The sequence below is a fragment of the Mangrovicoccus sp. HB161399 genome (genome assembly GCF_013184745.1).
Classification (GTDB): domain Bacteria; phylum Pseudomonadota; class Alphaproteobacteria; order Rhodobacterales; family Rhodobacteraceae; genus Mangrovicoccus.
Window position 1 is genome coordinate 1 of the sequence record NZ_JAATVU010000015.1, and the last position, 21,996, is coordinate 21,996.

Sequence of the window (21,996 nt, forward strand, 5' to 3'; positions counted from 1 at the left end):
GAACTGGCCCGCTCGGCGCGGCCGGAGCGGTGGTCAGGCGGCACGCGCTGCTGGACCCCGATCGGCTCCGTCTGGCTCAACCCGGAACGGCCTGACGAGATGCCGCGAGGCCATGGGGCCGCCGGCGCGCTCGCCAGGGAAGCAGTCCGCGGCGGCCCCATGGCCGGGACGGGAGAGTGCGCAGCCTGAAAATAGACACCGGTGACAACAACCTTGAAAACCACCGGGATCTCGGACCGCTTCATCAGGCTGAAATCGTGGCGGGTTTCGCGTCCGTCCGGCGCCTGCCCTTCATCGCAGCAGAGCGCGGCCTCGCGTTCCTTTGCCAGCAGCGCCCTGGACCAGTAGCCGACCGGGTCCGCAACCAGTTCGACAGCAGCCTCGGGGGGCAGGCCGTGCGGCAGGCCCCAGCTGACCTGGCGCAGGAAGATTACGCGCAGACGGCCGTTCGCGGTGTAGTAGTAGCAGAGCTTGTCGCGCCCCTCGCCGAACTCCTTGAAGTCGCAGTCATGTTCGGGCGGAGCGATCCGCAGGGACTCCCAGAGCCGGTCCGGGTTCGCGTCCTGTGCGGAAGCGGCGGTTCCGAAGCAGAGCAGCGCTGCCGCGGGCCGAAGGGGGGACGGAAACTGCATGGCGTGGCCTCCCCGGGTGACTGATGTGCCATGCCGGCATGTCTCATCTTGAAAATCTGATGTGATGCGTGCTGCGGTGCAACCGGCATGGCGGCCCATGCCGTCCGACTGACAGTTTAGTTTTCCTGAACTGGAATGCAGCCGTGCGCGGCTTGTCGGAGCCGATGGGACAGGCATACTGACCCGGACAGATCACGCGCGAGGATATCATGGCACGCAGCGACAAGCTCCGGCTGGGCACATTCGTCTACACGTTCGGCTTCCACCCGGCAGCCTGGCTGCATCCCGAATCGGACGTGAACGGCGCGAACGACATCAGGCACCTTGCCGAGGTCGCGAAGATTTCCGAGGCGGGCAAGCTCGACTTCATGTTCTTCGCCGACAGCCCGGCGGCTGCCGTCGGCCATCCCGAGGCGCTGGCCCGCCAGCCCACCAAGATGAACCGCTTCGAACCGATCACCGCGATCACCGCGCTGTCGATGGTGACGGAGAAGCTCGGCTTCGTCGCCACGGCTTCCACCAGCTATTACGAGCCCTACAACATCGCCCGGCTCTATGCCTCTGCCGACCATATCTCGGGCGGGCGGGTCTGCTGGAACGTGGTCACCTCGGACCATGACGAGACCGGCTACAACTACAACCGCCAGGGGCTCGACCCGCATGCCGACCGTTACAACCGCGGCGAGGAATTCCTCGACGTGGTCTTCGGGCTGTGGGATTCGTGGGAAGACGACGCGCTGCTGCTCGACCGGGACTCGGGGATGTATCACGACCCGGCGAAGCTGCATCAGCTGGATCACGTGGGCGAACATTTCCAGGTGCGCGGGCCGCTGAACATCGCGCGCACGCCGCAGGGGCGGCCGGTGATTGCGCAGGCGGGCGGGTCCGAGCGCGGTAGGGAGCTTGCCGCGCGCACCGCCGAGATCGCGTTTTCGCTGGCCTCGAACATCGAGAAGAACGCCGCCTTCTACAAGGACGTGAAGTCCCGCATGGCGAAATACGGCCGCGACCCCAATGACCTGAAGATCATGCCGGGCATTGTCATCAACACGGGCGAAACCCGCGAAGAGGCCGAGGCCCGCGCGCAGGAAATGGTCGACATGATGCATCCCGAGGTCGGACTGCTGATGCTTCAGGAATTCCTGGAGACCGACCTGCATGGCGCCGATCTGGACTCGCCCTTCCCGATGGAGCGGATGCCCGAGAAGCCGAAAGGTTCGGTTGCCATGTTCCGGGAGGTGAAGGATTTCGTGGAGCAGGGGCACACCCTGCGCGAGCTGGTGACGCACTATGCCCGCCAGCACACCGGCAACGGGCTGACCGGCAGCTACATGGAAGTTGCGGATTTCATGCAGGAATGGTTCGAGGCCGAGGCGGCGGACGGCTTCATCCTGATGTTCCCGACCCTGCCGGCCTCGCTGCGCGACTTCACCCGCCTGGTGGTCCCCGAGCTGCAGCGCCGCGGCCTGTTCCGCGAGGAATACGAAGCCGGCACGCTGCGCGGCAATCTCGGCCTGAGCTGGCCGGTCAACCGCCATGCCGCGGCCCGGAAGGCGGCGGAGTAGCCTTCCGCCCGCACTTGCAGTACCGATCCGGCGGCGGGGCATCCCGGCCGCCGCACGTGTTTCCGGAGTATCCCGATGTCCCATCCCGCAATTGCCGCCCTCACCGCCCGTTTCGGAGACCGGATCGAGACCGGCCAGGCGATCCGAGACCAGCACGGGGCGGGGGACAGCTGGCATCCGCCGGCTCCGCCCGAGGCGGTTCTGTTCGCCGGGACGACCAAGGACGTCTCCGACGCGCTGGCGATCTGCCACGCGCATGGCTTCCCGGTGGTGGCTTTCGGCCATGGCTCCTCGATCGAGGGCCAGACCCAGGCGGTGCAGGGCGGGCTGTCTCTGGATCTCACGCAGATGACGAAGGTGCTGCGCGTATCGGCGCCCGACATGGATGCGACGGTGGAGGCCGGCTGCACCCGCCAGCAGCTGAACGAGGACCTGCGCGAGACCGGCCTGTTCCTGCCGATCGATGTCGGCGCGCATGCCACGATGGGCGGGCTGGCCTCGACGCGCGCCTCCGGCACCATGACGGTGCGCCACGGCACGATGCGCGACCGGGTGCTGGGGCTGACCGTGGTCATGGCCGACGGCGAGGTGATCCATACCGGCGGGCGGGCGCGGAAATCTTCCTCGGGCTACGACCTGACCGGGCTCTTCGTCGGGGCCGAGGGCACGCTGGGCATCATCACCGAGGTGACCTTGCGCCTTGCCGGCATCCCGGAGGCGGCGAAGGCCGGGCTCTACAGCTTCGCGGACATCGCCGAGGCGACGGAAACGGTGGTAGAGGCGCTGCAATGCGGGCTCTGCCTGAACCGGATCGAGCTGCTCGATGCGCTGCAGATGCGGGCGATCAACGCCTATAACGGCACGTCCCACCCCGAGACGGCGACGCTGATGGTCGACATGGCGGGTAGTGCGGACCAGGTGGCGGCCGATCTGGACATGTTCGGCGAGCTGGCCGGGGGCCACGGCGCGGCGGCCGCGCCCTGCGAGACGCCCGAGGCCCACAACGCGCTCTGGAAGCTGCGCCATTCGGCGCTCTATTCGGCCCGCGCGCTGCGTCCGGGTGCAAAGAGCCTGTCCACGGATGTCTGCGTTCCGGTCTCCTCGCTGCCGCAGGTGATCGCCGACATCCAGGCGGAAATCGCCGCTGCAGGTGTCATTGCACCGCTTCACGGCCATGTCGGCGACGGCAATTTCCACCTCGTGATGCTGTTCGACGGGCCGGAGGAACAGGAGGTCGTGCGCGGCCTCCATTCCCGGCTGATCGCCATGGCGCTGGAGGCCGGGGGCACCGCCACCGGCGAACACGGCGTGGGGCTGGGCAAGAAGCTCTACATGCAGGCCGAGCACGGACAGGCCCTTGGCATCATGAGGAAAATAAAGGCCGCGCTCGACCCGCAGGGCATCCTGAATCCGGGCAAGATCTTCGATCTCTGACAGTCCTGCGCGCCGCCTTGCGAATGCCGGGGGGCGTGACCCTGCACCCCATGGAACCCCTGCCGCTGCTCCGCTCCAATGGGCGGGGATCATGCTGACGCCCGCGGTTCCGGCTGCGCGCGGGGCCCCGAAACGGGAAAGGACCAGCCTTGAACCGCAATTCCGTGCCGCCTAGGCTCCGGTCATCGGAGTGGCGGGAGATGATCATGTACCGTGTCTGGGGCTTCATCAGCGAATATTCCCTGCTGCTGATCAGCGGGGCGCTGATCGCGCTCGTCTGGGTCAATGTCGAACCCCACAGCTATCACGACTTCGTAGAGTTCGTGATCGCCGACGATTTCTTCATCGGCCATCCGCATCTTGACGCCGAGGGCCATGTCCACCGCACGCTGACGCTGCACTACCTGATCAACGACGTGCTGATGGCGCTGTTCTTCGCCATCGCCGCCAAGGAGGTCTGGGAGGCGGTGATCCTCGCGAACGGCTCGCTCCGGGGCAAGAAGGCCGCGACGCCGCTCTTTGCCACCGCAGGCGGCATGGCCGGGCCGGTGCTGGTCTATCTGGGCATCGCCGCCGTTCTGGGGTCGGAGACCTTCAGCGCGGTGTCGCGCGGCTGGGCGATTCCCACGGCGACCGACATCGCCTTTTCCTATCTCGTCGGGCGGATCGTCTTCGGTGCGGGCCATCCGGCCGTGCGGTTCCTTCTGCTTCTCGCCATTGCCGACGACGCGGCGGGGCTGATCATCCTGGCGGTCTTCTACCCGTCGGGCGACCTGGCGCTGGAATGGCTGCTGCTGTCGATCGCTGCCTCGGCCGCGGCCTACATCCTGTTCAACGAACTGCCGCGGCGCATGGACCGGGGCGACCAGCTGCGGCTGCATTCGACCTGGGTGCGGCAGAAGCTGGGCTTCTGGCCCTATGCGATCGCCGGCTGCCTCAGCTGGTACGGCTTTATGCGGGCCGGGCTGCATCCGGCGCTGGGGCTGCTGCCGGTCGTGCCGGCGATTCCCCATGCCGACCGCGCCTTCGGCTTCTTCGCCGATGCCGAGAGCCACCTGCACGACCTGCTCAACGAAATGGAGCATGCGCTGAAATACCCGGTCGAGGTGGTGCTGTTCTTCTTCGGCCTCGTGAATGCCGGGGTGGAGCTGAACGCCATCGGCCCGGCGACGCTGCTGGTCTTCCTCGGCCTCGTGATCGGCAAGCCGCTGGGCGTCACGCTGTTCGGCTGGATCGCGGCGCGGCCGCTTGGGCTGGGCCTGCCGGAGGGCATGCGGGTGGTCGACCTGACGGTGATCGGCTGCGTTTCGGCGATCGGCTTCACCGTCTCGCTCTTCATCGCGACGGTCGCCTTCGAGGCCGGGCTGGTGCAGGACGCCGCCAAGATGGGCGCGCTGCTCAGCTTCGCCGCCGCGGCGCTGTCGATCATCGCCGGGCGGGTCACCCGGGTGAAGCGGCGCCCGGCATGATTTCCCGCGCATTAAGCATGTCTTCAGCCCGTCTCTGCTAGACCGTCTCCGGCCCCCCGGTCCGGGGGCGGAGATGGTGCATGATCGAGTTCTCGGGTGTCAGCAAGGCGTTCTGGACGGGAACCCGGTACAAGGTGATCCTTGACCGGGCTAGCTTTTCGGTGCGGCCGGGCAACTCTCTGGGCATCCTCGCCCGCAACGGCACCGGCAAGACCACGCTGATCAACATGATGGCCGGGCTGGAAAAGCCCGACGAGGGCGTGATCCGCCGCAACTGCCGGGTGTCCTTTCCGCTGGGCTTCATGGGCGGCGTGCTGGGGCGGCTGACGGGGATGGAGAATGCCCGCTTCATCGCCCGGCTCTACGGTCTTGATCCCGATTACGTGGAGGCCTTCTGCCGCTGGCTCTGCGGGCTGGAGGAGTATTTCGACCGCCCCGTCGGCCAGTACAGCGCCGGGATGCGCAGCCGGTTCTGCTTCGCGCTGATGCTGGCGCTGGATTTCGATCTCTACCTGATCGACGAGGGCATGCCGCGCGCCACCGATGCCGAATTCAACCGCAAGGCGGCGGGCATCCTGAAGGAGCGGCTGCGCAAGACCACGATCGTCATGGTTTCGCACCAGCCCGAGACGCTGGAACGGTTCTGCCGCTCTGCGGCCGTGCTGCGCGACGGACGGCTCTACCGGTTCGAGACGCTCGAGGAGGCGAGGCGACTCTATGACTACAAAGCCGCAGTCTGACGATCCGGGCGCCACGCGCCGCCGGGCGCGGCTGGAACGCCGCAAGGCCAGGGCGGAGAAGATCCGCGCCCGCCAGGAGGAGCATCGCGCCGATGTCCAGGCCGAGGGATTCACCGGCCATCAGCTGCGGAACGCGATGCGGCTCGCGCGGCATCACGGGCTGAGCGCGTCGGATCCGTTCGAGGCCGTGCGGCTGCTGCGCGAGCGCGGCGTCGATCCGCAGAGCCCGGCCAATCCGCTGCATCTGGTCGTCGACAACACCCGTCCGTCACCGGATGCGATGCCGGTGCCGGTGATCGCCGGCATGTCGCCCGCCCAGATCGCCGACGAGCAGCGCCAGCTGCTGGAGATAGAGCGGATCCAGCAGGACATCCTGCGGCGGCGCAAGCGCAACGTCTCGCAGCTCTGGGCGCGGATCGCCGGCTTCGTGATCGTCCCGACGCTGGCGGCCTGGCTCTATTTCGCGGTCGTCGCCACGCCGATGTACTCCACCAAGGCGGAGTTCATCGTCCAGAAGAGCTCCGGCGGCGGCAGCGGGCTGAGTTCGCTGCTGGCCGGGACCACCTTCGGCTCCTCGCAGGAAGCCGTGGCGGTGCAGCGCTACATCGACTCGAAGGAGGCGATGGTGCGGCTGTCCGAAGAGCAGGGATTCATCGGCCATTTCAGCGATTCCCGCATCGATCCGCTGGCACGGCTGCCCGCGAACGCCTCGATCGAGCGGGCCTACCGGCTCTACAAGCGGCGGGTGAAGGCGGGCTACGATCCTTCCGAGGGGGTGGTCCAGCTGGAAGTCTCGGCGGCCGATCCCGCTGTCTCGGTCGCCTTCGCCGATGCGCTGGTCTCCTATGCCGAACAGGTGGTCAACGATCTCACCCTGCGCCAGCGCCGGGACCAGCTGGCCGGGGCGGAGCGCGCCTTCTCCGCGGCGGAGGCCGATGTCCAGGCGGCGCAGCGCAAGGTGCTGGCGCTGGAGGAGGCGCGCGGCGTGATCAGCGCCGAGGCCGAGATCGGCGCCGTGATGTCCCAGATCGCTGCCCTGGAGATGTTGCTCCAGCAGGAGCGGCTGGAACTGGCCGGGCTCCTCGACAACCCGGCCCCGAACAAGGTGCGGGTGGCGGCGACGCAGGCCGGGATCTCGAGGCTGCGGAACGCGATTTCCGGGTTGCGCGGACAGCTGACCAATTCCGAGGAAGAGCTCTCGCTGGCGCAGGTCAACAGTGACCTCCACGTCGCCAAAGCTGGGCTCGCCACCCGCGAGGCGATGCTGCAGGAGGCGCTGCAGGCCCTGCAGGCGGCGCGGCGCGAGGCCGACCGGCAGGTCGGCTACCTGTCGCTGAACGTCTCTCCGGTGGCGCCGGAGCAGGCCGCCTATCCGCGGGTGGCCGCCAACACGGCCATGGCCTTCCTGATATTTGCTGGTATTTACCTGATGGTGTCCCTCACCGCTTCCGTCCTGAAGGAACAGGTAACAAACTGATGAAAACCATCTCCGTCGGAAATCTGGCCATCGGGAACGACGCTCCGCTGACCGTCATTGCCGGGCCCTGCCAGCTCGAATCCCTCGACCACGCCATGATGATCGCCGAGACCATGGCCGCAGCCTGCGCCGATGCGGGCGTCGGCTACGTCTTCAAGGCATCCTACGACAAGGCCAACCGCACCTCGCTGGGCGGCAAGCGCGGCCTCGGCATCGAGGCCGGGCTCGACATCATGTCCGCGGTGCGCGACCGGCTGGGCTGTCCGACCCTGACCGACATCCACAACGAGGAGCAGGCTGTGCGGGCGGCCAAGCAGGTCGACATCATCCAGATTCCGGCCTTCCTGTGCCGCCAGACCGACCTGCTGCTCGCGGCGGGCGAGACCGGCGCCGTCGTCAACATCAAGAAGGGCCAGTTCCTCGCGCCCTGGGACATGCCGAATGTCGTCTCCAAGGTGGAGAGCACCGGCAACGAGCGCATCCTGCTGACCGAGCGCGGTGCCTCCTTCGGCTACAACACGCTGGTCGCCGACATGCGCAGCCTGCCGACGATGATGAAGACCGGCTATCCGGTGGTGATGGACGCCACCCATTCGGTGCAGCAGCCGGGCGGGCAGGGCGGCTCTTCGGGCGGGCAGCGCGAATTCGCCCCGGTGATGGCGCGCGCCGCCGTCAGCCTCGGCATCGCGGCCGTCTTCATCGAGACCCACGAAGCGCCGGATACCGCGCCGTCGGACGGTCCGAACATGATTCCGCTCGACCGGATGCCCGCGATGGTGAAGTCGCTGAAGGCGTTCGACGAACTGGCGAAGGCCGATCCGCTGCGCGTCTGACGGATGACGCGAGGGCATGGATCGCAAGGGGAAATTTCCGCGAAAAAAATGCGTTTCGCCCCTTGCGCCCCCCGGCCCTACACAGTAAATCCGCCTCCACCGTTGGGGTGTAGCCAAGCGGTAAGGCAGCGGTTTTTGGTACCGTGTACCGTAGGTTCGAATCCTACCACCCCAGCCACTCTTCTCCGGAAGAGAAAAGACGGCCCCGCAGGTGTCTCCTGCGAGGCCGTTTTCTTTTGGGCCGGACCCTTCCGCCCCCGCCGCTAGCTCAGCAAGTTGGCCGTCGCATTCTGCCGGGCGGCCAGTTCCGCAGTCGCGGCCGCGATCAGCGTCCCTTCCACGGTGGCCCTGGCCGCATCGGCCTTGGCTTCGCTCCACTCCGCCTTGCGCAGATGCTCGCGCAGCGCCGTGAACGTGACGGCGGCATGGACGGGGGTCGACTTGATCTGGACGGATTTCGCCTTGGTCCAGGCATTTTCGACCTCGACCTTCTGCTCGACCGAGCCGATCTGGAAGGTCGGCGGCTTCTTCGAGAAGCGCGCCACAAGCCAGCGCAGGAGGATGGTGCACTCCTTCTCGGCCAGCGCGTTGGGCATGTGGAACGCGGTGCCCGCTTCGGCCGGGGCCTTGAGGTTCAGCGAGGACTGCTTGGCCAGCTGCGCGAATTTCCGCGCGTTGTAGTCGACCTTGGACGGAGCCGTCGCCTCGTAGTTCTTCATCGCGCCCAGATGCGACATCGGCAGCTTGCCGCCGCGGTTGGTCCCGCTCTCGCCGCCCTTGCCAACCTTCATCTTGTCCGCGCCATAGCTATAGGTCGCCGACTTGTCCGGCTGGCCCGAACCGAATTGCAGGAGCTTGCCGAAATCGAGCTCCTTGTCCTGGCTCTTGCCGTATTTCACGCCGCCCTCCAGCAGGTCGAGCAGCATCAGGTTGACCATGAAGCTGCGCGGATTGCGTGCCACTTCGGACAGGAACATCGCGGCGACCAGAGTGGCCACCCAGGGATCCTTGCAGTCCCAGTCGGGGCTCTCGAGAATCCTGCGGAACATCTCCGCCAGCTCGGTCTTGGGATATTTTGCCGTCTTGTCGCCGAGCTCCCAATAGGCCGGCCCCTTCGAGCCGTGCTCGGTCTCCTTGAAGACGATCCCCTCGGCCTTCACGTAGAAGCCCTCTCGGATGATCGTGGTGCCCGCGAGCCGGAACGTGCCGCCCTCCGAGCTGCAGCCGATGAAGGTGTCGAGCTTCTTCAGCCAGTTTGCCGGGATATTCCCGCTTTTGGTCGCGCTGGTCGTTCCGAGCATGTTCAGCGCGGTCGCTCCCCCGAGGAAGACCTTTCCGTTTGCTCCGCCTTCGCCGAATTCGGCCAGCAAGCCCAAGATCGCCATGAGTTCCTCCCTGCACGGCAGCCGGTCTAGCGCCGGTCCGGGGCGTCGGGCCGCACGCTGTCGCGGGTCGGCCCGGCTGTGCCGTCCCCGGCTCCGACCGTGCGGAAATCAACCCAGGGAAGCAAGGCAAATGAGCGGAGCCCGCTAGGGATGTCCGCTCCGGTGGCCGCGGGAGGGCGGCCGGGGGCGCTGCCGGTCGATCCGGGAGAACAGCATCGGCGTGGCGTAGATCGGGAACTGCATCAGCGCGACGAAGAGGGTCAGCAGCGGGTCATGCGGCAGGGAGGCCAGGACCAGCACGGTGTTGCGGTTGCCGAAGACGAGGCCGAGCGCCCGTGCCGATGCCGGGGGCAGGACCGGACGGGCGAGGGTCCGCATCGCGAGATGGCCGCCGATATTGACGGCCAGCGCGAGGCAGAGCAGCCCCGCCGCACGGCCGGGATCGGCCGTCACGGCCTCGCGCATCCCGGCCATCAGCGGGAACAGGAAGACGATCATCAGCAGCGCCGCCAGCCCGTTGAGCAGGTCCGCCTCCGCCGCGATGCGGGCCTGGCCCATGCGGCGCTGGATCGCCAGGCCGAGCGCGATGCCCAGCGACAGGATGCCCAGGACCCGCAGGGCGAGCGCCCCGGTGCCGATCTCAAAGGGCAGGCCCGACAGGGCCAGCGCGGCGGGCAGCAGAAGCGGGGCGAGCATCGTGCCAAGAAGCGTCAGCCGCAGCGCCAGCGCCAGGTCGTATCCCAGCATCAGGCACAGATTTGGCGCGGCGCTGAGCGGGGGCGCGGCGCAGAACACGGCGATCAGCGCGAGGATCTGCGGATCGAGCCCGGCGAGCCGCCCCGCCCAGACGGCCGCGGCGGCCAGCACGGCCTGGGTCAGCACCAGCCATCCGGCGAGGCGCAGCGCGGCGCCGGGCGCCAGCAGGCGGCGCAGCGTCGCCGGGTCGAGCGGCTGGCGGGCCACGCCCAGGGCGGTGGCGAGCGCCACCAGGAACGGCAGGGCAGGGCGCAGCAGCTCCGCGTCGACCGGCAGGAAGGGCACCGAGAGGAAGCCGAGAAGCAGCAGGACCGAGGCATGCCGGCCCGCCGCCGCGATCATGGTCATCGCGCGGCCTGGACGGTGTCGGGCAGCCAGGTGGCGAGCCCGGGAACGGCGACCAGGATGGCCACCATCAGCACCATGATCAGGAACATCGGCGCTGCGGTCCTGGCGATGTAGGTGATGTCATGGCGCGTCATGCCCTGCAGCACGAACAGGTTGAAGCCGACCGGCGGGGTGATCTGCGCCATTTCCACCACCACGACGATGAAGATGCCGAACCACATCAGGTCGATGCCCGCGGCGCGGATCATCGGCTCGATGATCGCCATGGTCAGGACGACGGCCGAGATGCCGTCGAGGAACATGCCGATGACGATGTAGAACACGGTCAGCGCCGCGATCAGCGCCACCGGGGAAAGGTCCATCGCGGCGATCACCGCGGCCAGGCTGCGCGGCAGGCCGGTGAAGCCCATGGCGAGCGTCAGGAAGGAGGCGCCCATCAGGATCAGCGCGATCATCGCCGAGGTGCGCGTCGCGCCGAGCAGGCTCTCGCGGAACGCCTCCCAGGTGAGCGAGCCCTGCAGCCCGGCGAGGATCAGCGCGCCGATCACGCCGAAGGCGGCGGCCTCGGTGGCGGTGGCGATGCCCGCATACATCGAGCCGATGACGACGAGGATCAGCGCCACGACCGGGATCAGCAGGGTGGAGGCGCGCAGCTTGTCCTTCAGCGGCAGGCGCGGCTCGGGATCGGGGGCCTGGTCCTTCCGGATCACCGACCAGAGGGCGATATAGGCCATGAACATCGCCGCCAGCACCAGCCCCGGCAGGACGCCCGCCATGAAGAGCCCGGTGATCGATTCCTTCACCGTCACGCCGTAGACGATCAGCGTCAGCGAGGGCGGGATCATCAGGCCCAGCGTCGCGGCGCCCGCGAGCGTGCCGACGATCATGAATTCCGGATAGCCGCGCTTGCGCAGTTCCGGGATGGACATCTTGCCGACCGTGGTCAGCGTCGCTGCGGACGAGCCAGAGACCGCGGCGAAGACGGTGCAGCCCACCACGTTGGAATGCAGCAGCCCGCCGGGGAAGCGCGCCAGCCACGGTGCCAGCCCCTTGAACATGTCCTCGGACAGCCGCGTGCGGAACAGGATCTCGCCCATCCAGATGAACAGCGGCAGCGAGGTCAGCGTCCAGCCGGAGGACGACGTCCAGACGGTGATCGACATCGAGCTGCCCGGATTGCGCGGGGTGAAGCCGATCATGCCCATGTAGGCCACGCCCATCAGGGCGAGCCCGACCCAGAGGCCGCTCCCGAGGAGGAAGAACATCACGAAGAGGAAGACGCCGATCTTGAGCCCGGTGGCGTCGCGGTCGAAGCCGGTCATCAGGTGGATCGCGGCGTAGAGCACCAGAAGGCAGCCGAGTGCCAGCGCGATCCGCGCCTTCGCCGGGGACAGCGCGTCCTGCAGCACGGGCGTCCTCGGCGCGTCGACGCCGTAGCTTTCGGTCAGAAGCAGGGACACCAGCGCGTCGATCACCGCGACGGCCAGCAGGACCGCGCCCGAGGCCATGGCCAGCTGCGGGATCCACAGGGGCGTGCCGTCCTGGCCCTGGGAAATGTCGTTGATCTTGTGGCTGAGCATCGGCGTCTTCACCGCATGCCAGGCGAAGAAGACGGCGATCGCCGCCGCCACGGTATAGCACCAGATCTCGACGCCGCGGCGCCAGCGCCCGGCCCGCTCCACCAGCATGCCGACGCGGATATGCTCGTTGCGGCGGAAGGTGTCGGCCAGTGCCAGGAAGGAGGCCGCGGCCATCGCGTAGCCCGCGTAATTCGCGCCGCCGGGCAGCAGGATGCCCAGCCAGCGCGTCACCATCTGGGCGACGACGAGACCGAGGATCGCCAGCAGCGCAAGCGCGGCCGCGTATCCGGAAAGGGCGTAGATCCTGTCGAGAACGCGGCGCATGTCCCCACTTTCGCTTGCGATGCCCGGAAGGGCGTTCCTGTCTGTCCGGAGCCGGAACCCGGATACGGCGCAGGGCGCCCCGGACCTGCCGGAGCGCCCCCTGTCCAGCCGCCGGGCCGGGATTACTGGGCCTTGTAGGCGTCGATGATCGCCTTGCCGTCCTCGCCCGCGCTTTCCATCCATTCGGCGGTCATGGTCTCGCCGATCTCGCCCAGCTTGGCCATGATCGGCTCGGCAGGCGGGTTCACGTCCATGCCGTTCTCGGCCAGGGTCGCGACGAAGCCGCCGGCCAGCTCGGCCGCCTTCTCTGCGCCGCGGGCCTGGGCCTTGGCCGCCTCGTCTGTGACGCAGGTCCGGGCCGCCTCGGAGAGGCCTTCCAGAGCCTCGGCATTGGCGAAGACGGTGTTGCGCGGCAGCCAGGCCTTCACGTCGTAGAAGTTGGTCATGTCTTCCCAGACGCTCTCATCCACGCCGGTGGAGCCCGAGGAGATCATCGACGACACGAGCCCGGTCGCCAGCGCCTGCTTCAGGTCTGCCGCCTCGATCTGGGTCGGGACCATGCCGGCCAGTTCGGCGACGCGCGCGGTGATGGAGTTGTAGGCGCGGAACTTCACGCCCTCCATGTCGGCGGGGGTCGCGACGGGCTTGGAGAAATACAGCCCCTGCGGCGGCCACGGCACCGAATAGAGCAGCGTCATGTTCTGCTTGGCCAGCACCTTGGCGAGGGTGGGCTCGGCCGCGGCGCGCAGCTTCTCGGAGGCTTCGAAGGAAGTCGCCAGGAAGGGGACGGAGTCATAGGCGAAGACGGGGTTCTCGTTGGCATGGGCCGACAGCAGCCGTTCGCCGATCTGCGCTTCGCCGAGCTGCACGGCGCGCTTGATCTCGTCGCCCTTGAACAGCGAGCCGCCCGCGTGGATCACGATCTCCAGCTCGCCGCCGGTGCATTCCTTGACGGCATCGGCAAAGATCTGGGCGTTCTCGGTGTGGTAGTTCGAGGCCGGGTAGGCCATCGGCATGTCCCAGGTCTCCGCCGAGGCGGCGCCCGCGAGGGCGGTCGAAAGCGCGAGGAACGCTGCTGCGGTGGGTTTCATGGTTTCCCTCTCTGTCGCATCTGCCTTGCCATTCTCTCCGCCCGCCCGTCCCCGAAGGCATGGCGGCGGCGTGGCATCGAAACGTTGGCAGATGTGGCAGGCTTTGGAAATGCAGCAAAGCTGGGTTCGCCATGAGAAAAACTCATCTCGGCCCGGCAAGGGGATGTTCCGGGGGAGCGGGGCGGGATCGGGCGGAAGTGTCCGCAGGGCGTGTCCGGGCCAGCGGGGCCGCTGCCGCCGGTTGCGGCGCGGGGCGGCTTTCCCCGGGGCGGACCCGGGGGAAGCCGGAGCGCGGTCAGGCGCGGCGCAGGAAGCGCGCGCCGGCGATCAGGATGCAGGCGCCGATCACGCCGACGATCAGGTTGGCGATGATGCCGTAGGCCTGCCAGCCGACGACCATGCCCAGCACGAAGTTCAGGATCACGGCGCCGAGGATGCCGAGGATGATGTTGGTCAGCAGCCCATGGGATGCGTCCATGATCTGCTCGGCGATCCAGCCTGCGATGGCGCCGATGATGATAGCGAGAAGCCAGCCGAGTCCGGCCATGGGGAAGTCCTCCGAATGTTTGGGACCTGCGAGGCAGGTTGCGCTTGGTTAACGCAAACCCTGCCTCCGCGTTCCCTGCCCCGGAGGGGCTTCGGCGGAAATCCCGCTCAGCTGCAGATGATGCGGCCCACTGTTTCGCCGTCGGTGCTGGTCACGGTCAGGCGGTGCGGATTGTAGTCCTTGGTCACGGACTGGTCGGGGCCGAGATAGCGCTTGGGCCCGGAATAGGGCAGGTCGAGCGCCAAGGCGAGCGGGCCGCCGACGAGGTACTGGTAGGATTCCGCGCCGCAATCCGCGGAGCCGATCGCCGCGGCCGAGGCCGAGCCGGACGAGCTGCCGGTGGAATAGGCGGAGCCTGCCGGGTCGCACGCGGCGAGGGCAAGGCAGGCAAGGACGGCGGGAACGAGGCTCTGGCGCATTGGCGTACTCCGGATCGACGGGCCGAAAATGCGGCAGGCCGGGCGGAATCGCAAGGACGCCGCGGCAGGCGCCCGCGGGGCTGTGGCTTTTGCGACAGGGCAGGGCGGCGGGCCGGGTGTTCAGCGCCGGGCGGACGGGGTAGAGAGGGGCGTGCCCCAACTGGAAGAGCCCGATGCCCGACGACCGTTCCAAGCTGCTAGCCGTCCTGATCGATGCCGACAACGTGCCCGCGAGCTATGCCGAAGCCATCTTCGAGGAGATCGCCTCGCTCGGCGAGGCCTCGGTGCGCCGCATCTACGGCGATTTTGCGCGCGAGGGGCTGAAGACCTGGGCGAAGAAGCTGGCCAAGCTCGCCATCGTGCCGATCCATTCGCCGTCGAACACCAAGGGCAAGAACTCCTCGGACATCAGCCTCGTGATCGACGCGATGGACATCCTGCACCAGGGCCGGTTCGACGGCTTCGTGCTGGTTTCGTCGGACAGCGACTTCACCCGGCTGGCCAGCCGGGTGCGCGAGCAGGGGCTGGATGTCTACGGCATGGGCGAGCAGAAGACGCCCGAGGCCTTCCGTATGGCCTGCAAGCGCTTCATCTACGTGGAGAACCTGGGCGATGACGGGGCGGAGGAGCAGCTGCCTGCCGCGCCGGGCGAGCCCGCCAAGCGCAAGCTGGCGCCGGTCGATGCCCGCAGCCTGGTGCTGCGCGCGATGGAGGCGATCGACCAGGACGACGAATGGTATTCGCTGGGCCAGATCGGCCAGCACATCACCGCGGCCAATCCGGATTTCGATCCGCGCACCTACGGCAAGAAGAAGCTGACCGAGCTGATCGCCGAGCTGCCGATTCTTGAGCTGCGCCGCGGCGCAGGCAACCAGTGGGAAGCGCGGCGGCTCGACTGAGGCGCATGGGAGAGGGCCGCGGGAGAGGGAGACCCTCTCCCGCCCCTCAGTGCCCGTACATGCCGGTGAGCGTGGCGGTGCCGAGGGCGGCCGCATTGACGAGAAAGCCGGCCACCGCGGTGGAGGCGCCCTCCGCGATGCCCGAGGTGGCCCCTTCGAGCGCGTAGAGCGTGAAATTGTAGCGGTGCGGGCTGTCGCCCTCGGGCGGGCAGGGACCGCCCCAGGCGGCGGCGCCGTAGTCGTTCGGGATCATCCGCGCGCCTTCGGGCAGGCCCGTGCCGTCGGCCGCGCCCGCCCCGGAGGCGAGGCCCGTCGCCGAGGCGGGGATGTCCAGCACGATCCAATGCCAGAATCCCGCGCCGCCGGTCGGTGCATCGGGGTCATGGACCATCAGCGCGAAGCTCTTGGTGCCTTCGGGCGGGTCCGACCAGGAGAGCGCGGGCGAGACATTGCCGCCGGTGCAGCCGAAGACATCGGCCACCTGCTCCATGGCGAGCTCGCCGCCCGGTTCGAAATCGGAGCTGGAGAGATCGAAGGCGGCAGCGGGCGCGGCGGCGGCCAGCGCCAGGGCGAAAGGGACGGAACGCAACATCCTGGGTCTCCGAAATGAATTTCTGTCCTGCGATCCTGCGCCCGGCCGATGCCCGCGGCCAGACCGCCCTTCGTCGCGGCCGGGTCGGCCCGGCCGGCGGCGCGCCGCGCCATGCCGCAGCGGCAGGACCACTGGCCGCCGCCGCTGCCGCCGCTATCTATCGCGCAAGCACAACGGTTTCGGGACCCTTCGATGGACTGGACTCTTTTCGCCGCCTACCTTGCCGCCGCCGCGGTCGCTGCCGCGACCGGGGTGATGTTCAAGCCGGGCAACTGGTACGCCCATCTGGAAAAGCCGGGCTGGACGCCGCCGAACTGGATGTTCCCGGCGGTCTGGACGCTGCTCTACGTGCTGATGTCGGCGGCCGCCGCGCTGGCCGCCGTGCAGCAGGGCAGCGCGCTGGGCATGGCGCTGTGGTGCCTGCAGCTGGTGCTGAACGCGGTCTGGTCGCCGGTCTTCTTCGGGCTGCACCACATGCGCGCCGGGCTGGTGGTCATCTGCCTCCTGTGGCTCGCGGTCGCGGCCACGGCGGCCGCCTTCTGGCAGCTCCTGCCGCTGGCGGGGGCGCTCATGCTGCCCTATCTCGCCTGGGTCACGGTGGCCGCCGCGCTGAACCGCGCGGTGATCGCGCGGAACCCGCAGGCGGGGGCCTGGAAGCTCGGCTGAGGCCGTCAGGCCCCGAGCACGATCTTCGCCGCCTCTTCGCCGGTCTCGACGAAGCGGAAGAGGTCGAGGTCGTCGGCACCGATCGTGCCCGCGGCTTCCAGCGCCTCCCAGTTGATGATCGAGCGCCAGAATTTCTCGCCGAAAAGCAGGATCGGCACCGGCGCCATGCGCTGGGTCTGGATCAGAGTCATCGCCTCGAACAGCTCGTCGAGCGTGCCGAAGCCGCCCGGGAAGACGGTGATCGCCTTGGCGCGCATCAGGAAATGCATCTTCCGGATGGCGAAGTAGTGGAAGTTGAACGAGAATTCCGGCGTCACATAGGCGTTGGGCGTGGCCTCGAAGGGCAGCACGATGTTCAGCCCGATCGACTTGCCGCCGGCCTGCTCGGCGCCCATGTTGCCGGCCTCCATCACGCCCGGACCGCCGCCGGTGACGATGACGTTCTCGTGGCCGCCGGATTTCATGCTTTCCAGCGTCATCAGCCGGGCGAATTCGCGGGCCTCTTCGTAGAAATGGCTGAGCTCGCCGAGCGCCGGGGTGCGCGCGTTGTGCTTCTCGGCGGGCGAGGGAATGCGGGCGCCGCCGAACATCACCACGGTGGAGGTGATCCCGGCCTCGTCCATCATCATCTGGGGCTTGAGAAGCTCCAGCTGCAGCCGCACCGGGCGCAGTTCCTCGCGCATCAGGAAGTCGGGATCGTCGAAGGCCAGCCGGTAGGTCGGCGACAGGGTCTGCGGCGTCTGTTCCTCGATCAGGCTGCGGCGGATGTCCTCTCGCGCATCGGGGAAGGGATGGGCCTTTGAACCTGTCATCTTGGTGTCTTTCATATGGATTGCACCCTCCGACCCATAGCCGTATAGCCCGGTGGACCGCGACGCCAGAGCAAACCGTTCGGAGAGGCCCCATGTCACACGCAGATCTGGAAACCGCCATCGAGGCCGCCTGGGAGGCCCGGGACACGATCACCCCGGAAACCAAGGGCGCGACCCGCGATGCCATCGAGACCACGCTCGACGCGCTGGATTCCGGCAAGATCCGGGTGGCCGAGAAGCAGGCCGACAATTCCTGGCACGTCAACCAGTGGGCCAAGAAGGCCGTGCTCCTGGGCTTCCGCCTGAAGGACATGGAAAAGCAGTCGGGCGGCCCGCAGGGCGGCGACTGGTGGGACAAGGTGGACAGCAAGTTCGCCGACTGGAAGAAGAAGGACTGGAAAGAGGCAGGCTTCCGCGCCGTGCCGAACTGCGTCGTGCGCAAGTCGGCCTATATCGCGCCGGGCGTCGTGCTGATGCCGTCCTTCGTCAATCTCGGCGCCTATGTCGACAGCGGCACCATGGTCGACACCTGGGCGACCGTCGGCTCCTGCGCGCAGATCGGCAAGAACGTGCACCTCTCGGGCGGCGTCGGCATCGGCGGCGTGCTGGAGCCGATGCAGGCCGGTCCGACCATCATCGAGGACAACTGCTTCATCGGCGCGCGTTCCGAGGTCGTCGAGGGCGTGATCGTCCGCGAGGGCTCGGTCCTGGGCATGGGCGTGTTCCTCGGCCAGTCCACGAAGATCGTCGACCGCGAGACCGGCGAAGTCACCTATGGCGAAGTCCCTGCGGGCTCCGTCGTCGTCGCGGGCACGCTGCCCTCGAAGAACGGCGTGAACCTCTACTGCGCGGTGATCGTGAAGCGCGTCGACGAGAAGACCCGCTCCAAGACCTCGATCAACGAGCTGCTGCGCGACTGATCCGCGGCCAGACCGTTTTCGGAGGGCTTCCCCGCGGGGAGGCCCTTTTCCGTTCGCGGTCCAGCTCTTCGGCCCAGGGGCCTGCCGCGGTCTCCGCCGCGCCTGATTGACCGGTGCGCTGCGCCGGATTGGCATCATGCCGTGGAAACGGGTGCCGGAGTTTCTTGCCGGATGGCCGAGTCTAGGAAGCGCAGGACGCCTGGACCGGCTCTTGCCGGAAGATGTGTCCACTGGGTGATGCTGCTGTTTGCCCGGCACGAGGCTTGGGTGCTCCGGACAAGGAGAAAAGCGCCATTCTTTGGCCCGCTGTTCCTCGGAACTTTCTTCCCATGGATGCTCATTCCCGCGATTCCCGTTGGCATCTCGATGGTTTTCCTCATGGAGAAGGCGTTCATTCTCGCCATGATCTTCGGTTGGGTCGGGCGCGTCGGCGGAATTGTCGTCCTGGTTCCCTGGTACTTCCGGCGGGATTGCACCGACGATGATTTGAGGCATGGCCGCGCCAAGAGGGCGCTGAAGAAGGAAAGGGAGCTTTCGGCCTGCCTGGACCGGCTGCAAGCCACGGACCCGCGCGAAGCGGTCCGCGAGCTGCGCGTCTTCCCGAAACGGAAAAGGCAGGACTCCGGGCTGCGGAAACAGCCATTGGACGGGCCCGCTCCACCGCGGCCCGGCGTCGCGTGAAATCGGTCCCGGACCGTGCTAGCGTGCCTCGAGTTTCGGGTTCGAGCGGGGTGACATGGTGGACAAGCAGGTTCTGGCGGTGGAGCAGGAGCTGGCCTCCCGCTTCGAAAGCCTCGGCTTCAACTGCGAATTCGGCTTCGTCCAGACCAGATGCGGATGGCAGCAGGGCGGGCTTCTCAGATGGGCGGTGGCGATGCCGGGGCCATTGCTGAAGAACCTGCGGAACGGCTTCGACGGCATCTACGAATGGGACAGCCTCGTCGTGCGCAACCCGAAGATGGTCACCGACACCGCAAGCGGGCTTGGATTCCACACGGGGATGCATTCGAAGGACGGCGCATTCGTGCATGGCGAAGAGGAGCGGCGGCGCATCCACGAGGAGGAGCGCGCGAAGTTCCTGTTCCTGCGCGACCGTCTGCTGGAGCAGCTGGCCGAGGGGCATCGCATGTTCGTCTACAAGTACAATCCCGGCGTCGAGCCCGAGATCGTGCAGAAGATCGCCCGCACCATCGGACGGGCGGGGCCGGGGCGATTCCTCTACGTGCAGGCGGCCGAGCGGCCCGAGCAGGTCGGGACCGTCACACACGAGGGCGGCAACCTCTATCTCGGCTACGTGGAAAAGCTCTGGTGGCGCGATCCCGAACCCGCGAATGTCGATTACGCGGGCTGGCGCAAGCTGATGCAGGCGACGGAGCGCTTCCTGCCCTGAGGCAGGTGCGCCCCGCCAGCGGTCAGGCGGCGTCCGGGACCAGCCCGCGCCCCTTCAGCAGGGCCTCCGGCCCGGGCATCCGCCCGCGGAACGCGGTGTAGAGCTCCGCCGGATCGGCCGAGCCGCCGACCGAGAGGATGTTGCGCTCCAGGCTCGCCGCAGTCTCGTCATGGAAGGCGTCGTCCTGTTCGAGGAAGGCCTCGAACGCATCGGCATCCATCACCTCGGACCACATGTAGCTGTAGTATCCGCTGGAATAGCCGTCGCCCGCGAAGACATGGGCGAAATGCGGCGTCGCATGGCGCATGGCGATCGCATGCGGCAGGCCGAGCCCGTCCAGCACCTCCTTCTGCCGCGCCATGATGTCCTCGGGCGCCTTGCCGGAATGGAAGTCGAGATCCACGAGCGCCGAGGCGACATATTCCACCGTGGCGAAGCCCTGGCCGAAATTCTTTGCCGCCAGCAGCCGGTCCAGCATGTCCTGCGGCATCGGCTCGCCGGTCTCGGCATGGGTGGCGAACTCCTGCAGCACGGCGGGGACCTCCAGCCAGTGCTCGTAGAGCTGGCTCGGCAGTTCGACGAAATCGCGCGCCACAGAGGTGCCGGAGACCGAGGAATAGGTCACGTCCGACAGCATCTGGTGCAGCGCATGGCCGAATTCGTGGAACAGCGTGCGCGCGTCGTCATAGCTCAGCAGCGCCGGCTTGCCCTTGGGCGGCTTGGCGAAGTTGCAGACATTGACCACGACGGGGCGGATGTCGCCTGCCAGCTTCTGCTGGTCGCGGATCGCCGAGCACCAGGCGCCGGAGCGCTTCGAGCCGCGGGCGAAATAGTCGCCGATGAAGACGGCGAGGTGGCGGCCGTTCCGGGTGACCTCCCAGGCGCGGCAATCGGCATGGTAGAGCGGCACGTCGAGCTTGCGGAACTCCAGCCCGAACAGCCGGTTGGCGCAGGTGAAGGCCGCCTCGATCATCCGGTCGAGCTGCAGGTAGGGCTTCAGCGCGGCCTCGTCGAGATCGTGCTCCGCCGCGCGCTGCTTCTCGGCGTAGTAGTGCCAGTCCCAGGGCTCCAGGTCGCCGTTCACCCCGTGCTCGTGCATCATCTGCGCGAGTTTCGCGGCATCGGCCTCTGCCTGCGCCTTGGCGGGCTGCCAGACCTGCATCAGCAGGTCGCGCACCGCAGCGGGCGTCTTGGCCATCTCGGTTTCCAGCTTGAAGGCGGCGAAGCTGCCGTATCCCAGCAGGCCCGCGCGTTCCTCGCGCAGCTTGAGGATCTCGGTGGCGATGCCGCGGTTGTCGGTCTCGCCGCCATTCTCGCCGCGGGCCACCCAGGCGCGGTATGCCTTCTCCCGCAGGTCGCGGCGCGGGCTGAACTGCAGGAAGGGCGTGATCAGCGAGCGGCTGAGCGTCACCACCGGGCCGTCCTGGCCCTTTTCCTCGCCCGCGGCACGGGCGGAGGCCGTGACGAAGTCCGGCAGGCCCTCCAGGTCCCCTTCGGCAAGCGGCATGAACCAGGACCGCTCGTCGGCCAGCAGGTTCTGGGTGAATTGCGTGCCCAGGACGGCGAGCCGCGCGGTGATCTCGGCCAGCCGTTCGCGGTCGGCGCCTTCCAGCTCGGCGCCCGAGCGGACGAAGCCGCGCCGGGTCAGCATCAGCAGGCGCGCCTGTTCCGGCGTCAGCTTCAGCGTCTCGCGCTGCTGCCAGAGGGCATCGACCCGCGCGAAGAGCTGGCGGTTCATCGAGACTTCGGAGGAATAGGCGGCGAGTGCGGGCGAGAAATCCCGCATCAGGGCCTCGCGCGCGGCGTTGCTGTCGGCGCCCGCCATGTTGTAGAACACGCCCAGCACCTTGTTCAGCAGCCGGTCGGCCAGTTCCAGGGCCTCGATCGTGTTGGCGAAGGTCGGCGGCTCGGGGTTCTCCGCGATCGCCTTGATCGCCGCCCGCGACTGTTCCATCGCCTCGTCGAAAGCGGGACGGAACTGGCCGTCCTCGATGCGGTCGAACGGGGGCAGGTCGAATTCGGTTGCCCAGTCTTCGGTCAGCGCATTGGTCATTGCGGGACTCCTTTTTCCAAGAGCTAAGCCTTGCGCGCGCCGCTGGCGAGAGGGCGCGCGGAAA

Annotated in this window: 21 protein-coding genes, 1 tRNA gene and 1 pseudogene; 12 read left to right on the forward strand and 11 right to left on the reverse strand. The window is 67.8% G+C overall.

From position 1 onward, the window contains the following. On the reverse strand, positions 1-632 hold a 632-nt coding region (locus HCC78_RS34770; RefSeq protein WP_172328737.1), incomplete at its 3' end, for a hypothetical protein. A gap of 209 nt (positions 633-841) precedes the next feature. Here HCC78_RS34770 and HCC78_RS10550 point away from each other — a divergent pair. From HCC78_RS10550 to HCC78_RS10580, 7 genes are all read left to right on the forward strand, one after another. Beyond that, positions 842-2,197, forward strand: coding sequence for an LLM class flavin-dependent oxidoreductase (locus HCC78_RS10550; RefSeq protein ID WP_172328738.1), 1,356 nt, complete (start codon positions 842-844; stop codon positions 2,195-2,197). Positions 2,198-2,272: 75 nt separating this feature from the next. Then, positions 2,273-3,631 (forward strand): FAD-binding oxidoreductase, encoded by a 1,359-nt coding sequence (locus HCC78_RS10555; RefSeq protein WP_172328739.1) that lies wholly within the window; start codon positions 2,273-2,275, stop codon positions 3,629-3,631. A gap of 206 nt (positions 3,632-3,837) precedes the next feature. Further along, on the forward strand, positions 3,838-5,100 hold the full coding sequence (locus HCC78_RS10560; protein ID WP_172328740.1) for a Na+/H+ antiporter NhaA: 1,263 nt from the start codon (positions 3,838-3,840) through the stop codon (positions 5,098-5,100). Between the two features lie 80 nt (positions 5,101-5,180). Continuing rightward, a complete protein-coding gene (locus HCC78_RS10565; RefSeq protein ID WP_172328741.1) occupies positions 5,181-5,840 on the forward strand; it encodes an ABC transporter ATP-binding protein in 660 nt (219 codons plus the stop codon). Continuing rightward, complete coding sequence (locus HCC78_RS10570) at positions 5,818-7,317, forward strand: capsule biosynthesis protein (RefSeq protein WP_172328742.1); 1,500 nt, start codon at positions 5,818-5,820, stop codon at positions 7,315-7,317. The genes HCC78_RS10565 and HCC78_RS10570 overlap by 23 nt, the downstream gene beginning before the upstream one ends. Then, the gene (gene kdsA / locus HCC78_RS10575) at positions 7,317-8,150 is read left to right on the forward strand and encodes a 3-deoxy-8-phosphooctulonate synthase (RefSeq protein WP_172328743.1); all 834 of its coding nucleotides are present in this window, start codon (positions 7,317-7,319) and stop codon (positions 8,148-8,150) included. The genes HCC78_RS10570 and kdsA overlap by 1 nt, the downstream gene beginning before the upstream one ends. Positions 8,151-8,253: 103 nt before the next feature. After that, positions 8,254-8,328 (forward strand) — tRNA-Gln (locus HCC78_RS10580). A gap of 85 nt (positions 8,329-8,413) precedes the next feature. On the opposite strand, the gene HCC78_RS10585 is transcribed toward HCC78_RS10580, so the two are convergent. From HCC78_RS10585 to HCC78_RS10610, 7 genes and pseudogenes are all read right to left on the reverse strand, one after another. After that, a complete protein-coding gene (locus HCC78_RS10585) occupies positions 8,414-9,535 on the reverse strand; it encodes a hypothetical protein (RefSeq protein ID WP_172328744.1) in 1,122 nt (373 codons plus the stop codon). A 144-nt stretch (positions 9,536-9,679) separates the two neighbouring features. Further along, entirely contained in the window at positions 9,680-10,639 is a 960-nt protein-coding gene (locus tag HCC78_RS10590) for a hypothetical protein (protein WP_172328745.1), read from the reverse strand. Further along, on the reverse strand, positions 10,636-11,961 hold the full coding sequence (locus tag HCC78_RS10595) for a TRAP transporter large permease (protein ID WP_253949133.1): 1,326 nt from the start codon (positions 11,959-11,961) through the stop codon (positions 10,636-10,638). The genes HCC78_RS10590 and HCC78_RS10595 overlap by 4 nt, the downstream gene beginning before the upstream one ends. 138 nt (positions 11,962-12,099) lie before the next feature. Next, positions 12,100-12,726, reverse strand: a pseudogene (locus tag HCC78_RS33660) (TRAP transporter small permease); the annotation flags it as partial. After that, positions 12,666-13,634 (reverse strand): TRAP transporter substrate-binding protein, encoded by a 969-nt coding sequence (locus tag HCC78_RS10600; protein ID WP_172328747.1) that lies wholly within the window; start codon positions 13,632-13,634, stop codon positions 12,666-12,668. The pseudogene HCC78_RS33660 and the gene HCC78_RS10600, both read right to left, overlap by 61 nt. Before the next feature lie 295 nt (positions 13,635-13,929). Beyond that, positions 13,930-14,181, reverse strand: coding sequence for a GlsB/YeaQ/YmgE family stress response membrane protein (locus HCC78_RS10605; RefSeq protein ID WP_172328748.1), 252 nt, complete (start codon positions 14,179-14,181; stop codon positions 13,930-13,932). A gap of 107 nt (positions 14,182-14,288) precedes the next feature. Next, entirely contained in the window at positions 14,289-14,600 is a 312-nt protein-coding gene (locus tag HCC78_RS10610) for an I78 family peptidase inhibitor (protein WP_172328749.1), read from the reverse strand. 173 nt (positions 14,601-14,773) lie between these two features. Here HCC78_RS10610 and HCC78_RS10615 point away from each other — a divergent pair, with 173 nt between their 5' ends. Then, positions 14,774-15,499, forward strand: a complete 726-nt coding sequence (locus HCC78_RS10615; protein WP_172328750.1) for an NYN domain-containing protein — start codon at positions 14,774-14,776, stop codon at positions 15,497-15,499. A 46-nt stretch (positions 15,500-15,545) separates the two neighbouring features. On the opposite strand, the gene HCC78_RS10620 is transcribed toward HCC78_RS10615, so the two are convergent. Continuing rightward, a complete protein-coding gene (locus HCC78_RS10620) occupies positions 15,546-16,091 on the reverse strand; it encodes a YbhB/YbcL family Raf kinase inhibitor-like protein (protein ID WP_172328751.1) in 546 nt (181 codons plus the stop codon). A 192-nt stretch (positions 16,092-16,283) separates the two neighbouring features. Here HCC78_RS10620 and HCC78_RS10625 point away from each other — a divergent pair, with 192 nt between their 5' ends. Next, the gene (locus tag HCC78_RS10625; RefSeq protein WP_172328752.1) at positions 16,284-16,757 is read left to right on the forward strand and encodes a TspO/MBR family protein; all 474 of its coding nucleotides are present in this window, start codon (positions 16,284-16,286) and stop codon (positions 16,755-16,757) included. A gap of 5 nt (positions 16,758-16,762) precedes the next feature. On the opposite strand, the gene HCC78_RS10630 is transcribed toward HCC78_RS10625, so the two are convergent. Further along, a complete protein-coding gene (locus tag HCC78_RS10630) occupies positions 16,763-17,569 on the reverse strand; it encodes an LOG family protein (RefSeq protein ID WP_172328753.1) in 807 nt (268 codons plus the stop codon). Between the two features lie 92 nt (positions 17,570-17,661). Here HCC78_RS10630 and dapD point away from each other — a divergent pair, with 92 nt between their 5' ends. From dapD to HCC78_RS10645, 3 genes are all read left to right on the forward strand, one after another. After that, the gene (gene dapD, locus HCC78_RS10635; RefSeq protein ID WP_138466408.1) at positions 17,662-18,489 is read left to right on the forward strand and encodes a 2,3,4,5-tetrahydropyridine-2,6-dicarboxylate N-succinyltransferase; all 828 of its coding nucleotides are present in this window, start codon (positions 17,662-17,664) and stop codon (positions 18,487-18,489) included. A 237-nt stretch (positions 18,490-18,726) separates the two neighbouring features. Beyond that, a complete protein-coding gene (locus HCC78_RS10640; RefSeq protein WP_172328754.1) occupies positions 18,727-19,170 on the forward strand; it encodes a hypothetical protein in 444 nt (147 codons plus the stop codon). Between the two features lie 55 nt (positions 19,171-19,225). Beyond that, a complete protein-coding gene (locus tag HCC78_RS10645) occupies positions 19,226-19,879 on the forward strand; it encodes a hypothetical protein (RefSeq protein WP_172328755.1) in 654 nt (217 codons plus the stop codon). 22 nt (positions 19,880-19,901) lie between these two features. On the opposite strand, the gene HCC78_RS10650 is transcribed toward HCC78_RS10645, so the two are convergent. Beyond that, positions 19,902-21,932 (reverse strand): M3 family metallopeptidase, encoded by a 2,031-nt coding sequence (locus HCC78_RS10650; protein ID WP_172328756.1) that lies wholly within the window; start codon positions 21,930-21,932, stop codon positions 19,902-19,904. Between the last annotated feature and the right edge of the window lie 64 nt (positions 21,933-21,996).

Excerpts from the sequence above, each read along its gene's own strand:
- HCC78_RS10550 (WP_172328738.1), top strand. The coding sequence starts at position 842 with ATGGCACGCAGCGACAAGCTCCGGCTGGGCACATTCGTCTACACGTTC.
- HCC78_RS10555 (WP_172328739.1), top strand. The coding sequence starts at position 2,273 with ATGTCCCATCCCGCAATTGCCGCCCTCACCGCCCGTTTCGGAGACCGG.
- HCC78_RS10560 (WP_172328740.1), top strand. The coding sequence starts at position 3,838 with ATGTACCGTGTCTGGGGCTTCATCAGCGAATATTCCCTGCTGCTGATC.
- HCC78_RS10565 (WP_172328741.1), top strand. The coding sequence starts at position 5,181 with ATGATCGAGTTCTCGGGTGTCAGCAAGGCGTTCTGGACGGGAACCCGG.
- HCC78_RS10570 (WP_172328742.1), top strand. The coding sequence starts at position 5,818 with ATGACTACAAAGCCGCAGTCTGACGATCCGGGCGCCACGCGCCGCCGG.
- kdsA (WP_172328743.1), top strand. The coding sequence starts at position 7,317 with ATGAAAACCATCTCCGTCGGAAATCTGGCCATCGGGAACGACGCTCCG.
- HCC78_RS10585 (WP_172328744.1), bottom strand. The coding sequence starts at position 9,535 with ATGGCGATCTTGGGCTTGCTGGCCGAATTCGGCGAAGGCGGAGCAAAC.
- HCC78_RS10590 (WP_172328745.1), bottom strand. The coding sequence starts at position 10,639 with ATGACCATGATCGCGGCGGCGGGCCGGCATGCCTCGGTCCTGCTGCTT.
- HCC78_RS10595 (WP_253949133.1), bottom strand. The coding sequence starts at position 11,961 with ATGACCGGCTTCGACCGCGACGCCACCGGGCTCAAGATCGGCGTCTTC.
- HCC78_RS10600 (WP_172328747.1), bottom strand. The coding sequence starts at position 13,634 with ATGAAACCCACCGCAGCAGCGTTCCTCGCGCTTTCGACCGCCCTCGCG.
- HCC78_RS10605 (WP_172328748.1), bottom strand. The coding sequence starts at position 14,181 with ATGGCCGGACTCGGCTGGCTTCTCGCTATCATCATCGGCGCCATCGCA.
- HCC78_RS10610 (WP_172328749.1), bottom strand. The coding sequence starts at position 14,600 with ATGCGCCAGAGCCTCGTTCCCGCCGTCCTTGCCTGCCTTGCCCTCGCC.
- HCC78_RS10615 (WP_172328750.1), top strand. The coding sequence starts at position 14,774 with ATGCCCGACGACCGTTCCAAGCTGCTAGCCGTCCTGATCGATGCCGAC.
- HCC78_RS10620 (WP_172328751.1), bottom strand. The coding sequence starts at position 16,091 with ATGTTGCGTTCCGTCCCTTTCGCCCTGGCGCTGGCCGCCGCCGCGCCC.
- HCC78_RS10625 (WP_172328752.1), top strand. The coding sequence starts at position 16,284 with ATGGACTGGACTCTTTTCGCCGCCTACCTTGCCGCCGCCGCGGTCGCT.
- HCC78_RS10630 (WP_172328753.1), bottom strand. The coding sequence starts at position 17,569 with ATGACAGGTTCAAAGGCCCATCCCTTCCCCGATGCGCGAGAGGACATC.
- dapD (WP_138466408.1), top strand. The coding sequence starts at position 17,662 with ATGTCACACGCAGATCTGGAAACCGCCATCGAGGCCGCCTGGGAGGCC.
- HCC78_RS10640 (WP_172328754.1), top strand. The coding sequence starts at position 18,727 with ATGCTGCTGTTTGCCCGGCACGAGGCTTGGGTGCTCCGGACAAGGAGA.
- HCC78_RS10645 (WP_172328755.1), top strand. The coding sequence starts at position 19,226 with ATGGTGGACAAGCAGGTTCTGGCGGTGGAGCAGGAGCTGGCCTCCCGC.
- HCC78_RS10650 (WP_172328756.1), bottom strand. The coding sequence starts at position 21,932 with ATGACCAATGCGCTGACCGAAGACTGGGCAACCGAATTCGACCTGCCC.